Source organism: Candidatus Borrarchaeum sp. (genome assembly GCF_019058535.1).
Taxonomy (GTDB): domain Archaea; phylum Asgardarchaeota; class Sifarchaeia; order Borrarchaeales; family Borrarchaeaceae; genus Borrarchaeum; species Borrarchaeum weybense.
This window is the reverse complement of the sequence record NZ_JAHPYX010000096.1, coordinates 1-6,799: the sequence shown is the minus strand read 5'-3', so window position 1 is coordinate 6,799 and position 6,799 is coordinate 1. Positions and strand designations below refer to the sequence as shown.

The following is a 6,799-nucleotide window of genomic DNA, read 5'->3' as shown; positions in this document are numbered from 1 at the left end:
TCTCTGTATAATTCCTCAATTGCAATGCGCTTAGCTCCAGTTGTATTCATTTTGTGCTGTTTATAGGGGATTACCAACTCGGCTTGCGATACATATACAGTTCCGGTTACACGACCTATCCCTTCTTTCTGGAGTTCGGTGATAAGGGGACCGACATCATCCGTATGAACCGCTAAATAGATCGCACTGGTGTCCTTTCCTTCAATAACCGAAAACTCGTAACCTGTTTCTTCAAGGATTTCTATTACCTTTTTAGTGTCTTCAGTAGGAACAGTTATGGATATTTTTCTCATAAAAGGACCCCAATTATTACAGGAGGGCTGCAAGAACGTCTTCAAATCAGTTTCGTAACAATTTCAGCAAGTTTTGTTCTATTTTCTTGAGTTCCAATTCTAACCTTTGTAACAATTACTTCCATACCCATATCTTCAAGCTCTTGCTTATATTTTTCGTCATTTTCATCAATAACTAAAGTATCGATAAGTCCTGGGTAGCGTTCAACTATATTAATTATTGACGTACCAATTCCTATCGCTTCCTCTATAAGTCGTCTCATAGGTTGATCAATGGGTTCGTCGCCAAGCACTGGACTAATTGCAATAACACTGCAATGTGCTTTTTCTATTGCATTCTTAATATCTTGAAAAGCTAGCATAGGCTCAATGTTTAAAGGTGGATTACTTGGACCTATTACTATTGCATCACTTTTTGACAGTGTTTCTTCAATTTTTGAATTAGGTTTTGCCTTATCGATTCCATCATATTCTATCTTTTTTACTTCCTTTATAAGCCCTTGGAGTTCCTTGTTCCTGTATTCTAAAAAGGGTAGATCTCCCTGGTCCGTGCTTACTTTAAAAACAACATCATCACTCGTCATAGGAATTACTTTCGCTATAATGCCAAGTTTCTGTGCGATTATTTCAATAGCTTCCGAAAATGACTTTCCAGTGGTCATAAGGTGCTTGCGAAAGATTACATGGGAAATTAGTATATCACCAAAACGAAACCATAAGTCTTCCTTATCTACCATATATGATAAAGCATCCATGAAACTATACGTGTCACCTTGAATAGTTTCCCAGTACCGAATATCGAGTTTTCCAGCTAACAGAAATAATAAATATTCAAGATCTGGGTATATTTTTAATCCTATAACATTTACATTGTTTATAGTATTTGCGATAACCGCTAAATCTTCTTGCGGCATCACTCGTAAAAGCCCTTCTAGAAACCTGGTCGTCCTCAGACCCCCAGATACAATAGTTATCAAATAATTGCCTCCCAATAAATTTTAATTGATGAATAACACTTGTGTTAAACGAGGAGTAACGGCTAGAGATTCTTCTATTAGAATTTTTAATAATAATTTTTAGTTTAAATTGAATGAATAAATAAACTAATTAAATCAAGTTCCATAAAAACTATCACTGTAAGTATTCCACAAAGAACTTAACTACTACTTATAACTTTACATTTTTAAATCTCATGCTTCGTAAACGTATCTTTTTTTGATTATTTATCATTCTTAAAGCATATTGATGAAATAGAATCATTTAGTTGCTTTCAATGAAAGAATTAAATGTTTAGATCTAAAGGGTAAAAATCTTGAGAGTGTTTTATCAAAAAGTGTGCATATTTTAAGAGAAAAATTATCGCTCATCAAGCCTCCAAGCACTATTCTAAGAAGATTATGAAAGCCAAAGCACCCACACTTGACTTTCTTTATTTTAAAATGCTCCAGACTCTCTAACTCTTTTTTCAGGGATTTTTTATCATAGACCCTTAAGTGACCTTTTCCTATCTCATTAAAGCCTATACTGGTATCTTGCATTCTTAAGAGAGTATTTTCAATAAAAGAAATCAAGGGAATACTTAAGATTATATATTGCGATGTTACGCTACTTATTTCTTGAAAAACCATTTCTGGAGATGCTAAGTGTTCCAATGTTTCTGTACAAATCGATGTGTCAAAGTATTTTTCTTTAAAAGGCAGATGATGTGCGTCTGCAACAATATAGTGAATGGCCTTCTTTTTTCTAGCCCTTTTAATTTTATTAGCCGAAATATCTATCCCTACTTTCAAATCTGCTTGGAATAGATTGGTCATTAAACCTTCCCCACATCCAATATCCAAAAGATTCTTTGAATGTGGGACGAGTTTTAGCGTTTCTAAAAGTCGATATCTTTGTTCATGCATCAAAAAAACGTTAGACGTTTTTAAAAACAATAATTCTTGATGATTTTGAATTTCTCCTTCTCTTTCATAATATCGACGAAGCCGGATGAGATCTTTCATTCAATTTCACATTTTTGGAGTTTTTAACCTCTAAAATGAGTTATTATCTAAAATAATAGACTTTTTTGAACTAAACTAAATTCGGGAAGCCTCAAGGATAAATTTTTTGTAATAGTGGGCGCCTGATCTTCCTCTAAACCATGTAAGATACGCAGCAGCTCCAATAAATGGAAAAATAACTTTAGCGAGAGAACTATGTAGCACTTTTCTATAGAAACTTTCAAAGCTAAACCAAGTATCTTTCCAAATTTTCACATTGTATCTCCAACATCTCGACAAAAACTCCCACTGCAAATCTGATAGAGAATCTAGATCTGCACCTCTCTCATTTTGTAAAATACATTTATCGAGTGGTACAAATAGCAGAGGAACAAAAAAGGATGTATATGATTTTAAATCATCAATGAGTTCAAGAGTTTTGATTGTATCCTCTTCCATTTCTCCGGGAAATCCTACAATCAAAGTTGACAAAGGAACCCAATCATTATCGTTTAAAATACCATATGCTTGAGTTACAATTTCTGGCCACTCTTCAGGTTTAAATGGAAGCATCTTTCCACGCATATATTTTTCCATTAGGCGAGTACTCCCAGTCTCAATGCCTGTTTCTACTGCTATTTTTGGTTTTCCGTTATGCTTATAGTAGCTCTTCTCAAGTAAGATGTTAGATAACTCTTCTATCAATTTTGGTACTGCAACAACAGGAGCTAAACTAATATGGGCAGGTTGAATGCTTTGTATCTGATCATAACTAGCGAGTTTTTTAAATAACCCTATTACAGCGTCTTCATTCGGCATGAATTTCTTATCTTTGCATTTGTAGAGTAAGGCATCTTCTGTGGCGGTTGTAATCATATCTGCTCCTTCTTTAACATTAACCTCAACTTCTGCGATTATTTTTGACATTGGGACATCGCGGCGTTTCTGCATGGTTGGCGTACAGAACTGGCAATGTCTTCCACAACCTCTTGAAATCTCAACATTTCCATAGATAGTGGCGTGCTTAATTACGGGAATGTCAGCTTCATCTGGTGATGATGTATACACTATAGGAGGTATCTTTTTACCTTCTACAGCAAGTCGAAAAAGTTTTGGTACTTCTTTATCGCCCTCGCCAATCATTATAGAATCGATTCCTAAAAAGTTTCTTGTTTTGGTTCCCTTTAATTGCCACGCCCCAGCCCCTCCTACAATGACCTTTGGTCTGAATTTGCGCAGTGGTTTGCTATGACATAATTTCTGAAATTCGATCGAGTTTAATGATATTGAACTCATTTTGCCAAAAGTTCTTAATAAATTTGAATAGGTTAAACTCACGTATGCTAACCCAAGAGACTCCATGGCAGATATTCCGACAACTTTTGTTTTCGGTCCAACAAATTGATCAAGATAGTATGGATGGACACAAACAACATCTGACTCATCAAAGCCTCCATTGTCTATTAAACTGGCTTCTACTTTTCTTAATCCGTATGGCGCATAATGAGTGATCCCTTTTTCTGAAGGGGCAACGTCTTTCTTTAGAACTGGTGGGTAATATTTCCTACAAAAAGATAAAGGCAAGAATCCTTTAGGGAACGAGGCAACGAATGCAAAAAAGGGGTTTCTGCGAAAACCACTCATCTCAATTGCGGACGAGGTGAGGACAATCGGCCAGCCGTCTGATTTTGTGCCCACAATATTCACGATCCAAATTTGTATTTCTATTCTTTAACGTTTTTTACGAAGTTAAGTTAAAATAGTTTGATATCCACTGACAATACTTGAATTAAAAAGATTTCTCAAATACTGTGAGAAATTTCCTTTGAGTTTTTTTTCCAGTGATGACTATGGCAATCAATATGACCTTTTTAAAAAGACTAGTTCTCCCCTCACTTATCATAGGAGGAATCATAACAAGTTTTTCGGGTTTGTTGCCAAATATACCTCCAAGTCTCCTTGGAGTTGGGTATTGGGGATACTAAACACCGTTACAAGAGGAGTATTTATACTCAGGTGAAAGAAATGTTTTTGAGAACAATGCCAACTCTTTCTGAAGACTATCTTCAATCCAGGATAACTTATCTTGAAACGTTAGACTCCGAAGCCGCCAGACTTTTTAGAAAATTTGATCGCTCGAAAAAGGGAGAGAATGTCAAACTCAGTACCAGGATAAACTATATCAAAGTATTTGTGAATTTTGTTGAGTTCCTGACTAACATTCAGAACAAAGACATTTCTGAGGTCACTATTGATGATCTCGAAGACTATCGGTTTGTTATGCGATCTGAAGATTCGGGATTTTTCAAAAAAGTGTCTACACAGAAATCATATCTTATTCAAACAAGGATCATCCTGCGTTGGCTGATGGATCGAGATCTCATTACGACCCTCGATTACAAACGATTCGATAAATTTAAACTTCCCCGCAGGGAGGAATTTACTCCCGTTAACCCAGAGGACCTCGTTACAGAAGAAGAACTGCGGAAATTATTACAAATTACGCATCCTCGAAATCAGGCCTTACTTGCGTTGATTGCAAAGAACGGTCTTGCCATCATCGAAGCACTATACATCAGAAAAAAAGACATCTCAATATTTCAGACTCACATTGAGATCAGAATTCACGATAAGAGAGCCCTCAAAACCAAATACCGCAAACGAAAAGTGATGGTCGTCGAAGCACAAAAGTATCTCATCGACTGGATTAATCAGCATCCGCTCTGGAACGAAGAAAATCCCTTCTTGTTTATCGCTCTTAAGAAAGACCACAGAAACCTCCCAGGTAGAAGACTCAGTTATAATGGCGCAAATGACATGCTCACCAAACTATGCCAGAGAGCAAGAATCCGAAAGATCAATTTTCATTTGCTAAGACACGGAGCGGCAACAGAGGCAGCGCTGGATGACATGCATCCTGAAATGATGAATCGTGCATTTGGCTGGAAACCTGGTAGCCGTATGCCAGGGATATATGTTAATGTCGCGGACCAAAAGTTCATCGAATATGAAAAACGTAGGAAAGGCATTGCAACTGAAGAGGAACTCGAAGAACTGGAAAAAACGAAATTATTACAGCCCAGGATCTGTCCTCGATGCGAAAGGGAGAATAGTTTTGAGGCCAGGTTATGCAGTTTTTGTGGATCGGCACTAGATCCTGATGTAATACAAGAATCAGAAGGACAAGATCAAGTAATTGCAAAACTACAGCAAGAAATAGATGAAATGAAAGATGCCTTCGATGAAATTAAAAGCTTAATAAAAAAATGACCTAAGACTTAAGTTAAACATTCTTTTTATGCAACACATTCATAGACTTCATTATCGAAACAAGTAAAACAGAGCCTAACTATTTTATTAGGATCTCCATTTCTCTTAATACATTTGCATGATTCATTTGAAGATACAAGTTTTCCACATTCTTTACATTGTTCCATATAATCTACCTCCTAAATTGCATGATAACATCATTTCATTCTACATTTGCAGTAAATGTAATTTCATCAATGGTTAATTTTACGAATTTTTTTTCTTGAGTTCTTCCCTCAATTCATCCCTGAGTTTTAACATATCAGATTTCAACTCTTTCGCACGTTCTAGTGTTTTTGACATGTATCTACCTCCTTCTATTTTGTGATATAATCCTCAATTGAATTGCGAGGACTCTCTTTTACGAAAACTTTCCTTAATTCGTTATAGATAACATCACGCTCGTAATCCTTCAACAAGGGCTCTGTTCCTCTAAAATGATACTGTATAAACCACTTTAAACCGTTCTTGTAAGTCTGTTTTCGTCCCCTTCTGTTGGTGAAAATAAGTTGTTTTTTCTTCAAACTGCTGCAGTGTTTCTGTATAGTGCTGGCAGCTAGATCAGTCCAAGATGCAAGTTCCTCGGCTGCAAAATACTGGCCGTCGAAGGTGATTAGGTGTTGTAAAATTAATTTTTGTGTGGTTGGAAGGTCCTCCAGCCTAGTTTTCAGTTTCTCAATTCTATTTCTAACAGCCTGATATTCAAGAATAGATTCCTCGTCCTTTTCTCGCTCCTCTAGTTGTGATAGAACCGTATGTGCCTTTTGTTGTGCTGCTTCGAGATCCTGTTCGAGGCGCTGTATGATGTCATCTTTTTCTTCGAGTGTCTTCTCTAGTTCTTCAATCCTCTTCTGATTTTTCTCGATCTCAATATCACTGATCTTTTGTTTTTCCAATTGTGTGATCTTTTCGTTCAATGTCTCAATCTGTTTTCGATATTCTGCAATTCTCTCACTGAGTTTTTTGACCTCTGACTTGTGAAGTTCTTGGATATCCGTTGGAGGTGTAGATAGTTTCGCCAGGTCCGTACCCTTGAAAATATCTACCGTCTCGGTCCGGGCTAGATGAACCGAATGTCGCGGCCTGATCTGAGTGAGAATTGCTTCAATATATTCAGAGTTGCACACATATGCCTGGCCTGGTTTTAATCCTCGAATCGTTTTTTCAAAATTCTCAGGGAGTCGACAGGGAGTGATCTCTTTCACGGCGTTGATG

General features: G+C 36.7%; 6 protein-coding genes and 1 pseudogene. 1 reads left to right on the top strand and 6 read right to left on the bottom strand.

The features are described from left to right. The 4 genes from QVB70_RS05410 to QVB70_RS05395 form a co-directional block, all read right to left on the bottom strand. Positions 1–293, bottom strand: a 293-nt coding sequence (locus QVB70_RS05410) for a hypothetical protein (RefSeq protein WP_287584151.1), incomplete at its 3' end; no start/stop codon positions are given. A 41-nt stretch (positions 294–334) separates the two neighbouring features. Further along, the gene (locus QVB70_RS05405) at positions 335–1,270 is read right to left on the bottom strand and encodes a 2-phospho-L-lactate transferase CofD family protein (RefSeq protein ID WP_287584149.1); all 936 of its coding nucleotides are present in this window, start codon (positions 1,268–1,270) and stop codon (positions 335–337) included. A gap of 279 nt (positions 1,271–1,549) precedes the next feature. Next, the gene (locus QVB70_RS05400; RefSeq protein ID WP_287584147.1) at positions 1,550–2,296 is read right to left on the bottom strand and encodes a class I SAM-dependent methyltransferase; all 747 of its coding nucleotides are present in this window, start codon (positions 2,294–2,296) and stop codon (positions 1,550–1,552) included. Positions 2,297–2,371: 75 nt separating this feature from the next. Continuing rightward, positions 2,372–3,973, bottom strand: a complete 1,602-nt coding sequence (locus QVB70_RS05395; RefSeq protein WP_287584145.1) for a radical SAM protein — start codon at positions 3,971–3,973, stop codon at positions 2,372–2,374. A gap of 327 nt (positions 3,974–4,300) precedes the next feature. Here QVB70_RS05395 and QVB70_RS05390 point away from each other — a divergent pair, with 327 nt between their 5' ends. Continuing rightward, on the top strand, positions 4,301–5,545 hold the full coding sequence (locus QVB70_RS05390; protein WP_287584142.1) for a tyrosine-type recombinase/integrase: 1,245 nt from the start codon (positions 4,301–4,303) through the stop codon (positions 5,543–5,545). A gap of 26 nt (positions 5,546–5,571) precedes the next feature. On the opposite strand, the gene QVB70_RS05385 is transcribed toward QVB70_RS05390, so the two are convergent. Beyond that, a complete protein-coding gene (locus QVB70_RS05385; RefSeq protein ID WP_287584140.1) occupies positions 5,572–5,712 on the bottom strand; it encodes a hypothetical protein in 141 nt (46 codons plus the stop codon). A 189-nt stretch (positions 5,713–5,901) separates the two neighbouring features. Further along, positions 5,902–6,799, bottom strand: a pseudogene (locus tag QVB70_RS05380) (hypothetical protein); the annotation flags it as partial.

Bases quoted from the DNA above. Each gene is read 5' to 3' on its own strand.
- QVB70_RS05390 (WP_287584142.1), top strand. From the start codon at position 4,301: ATGTTTTTGAGAACAATGCCAACTCTTTCTGAAGACTATCTTCAATCC.
- QVB70_RS05400 (WP_287584147.1), bottom strand. From the start codon at position 2,296: ATGAAAGATCTCATCCGGCTTCGTCGATATTATGAAAGAGAAGGAGAA.
- QVB70_RS05385 (WP_287584140.1), bottom strand. From the start codon at position 5,712: ATGGAACAATGTAAAGAATGTGGAAAACTTGTATCTTCAAATGAATCA.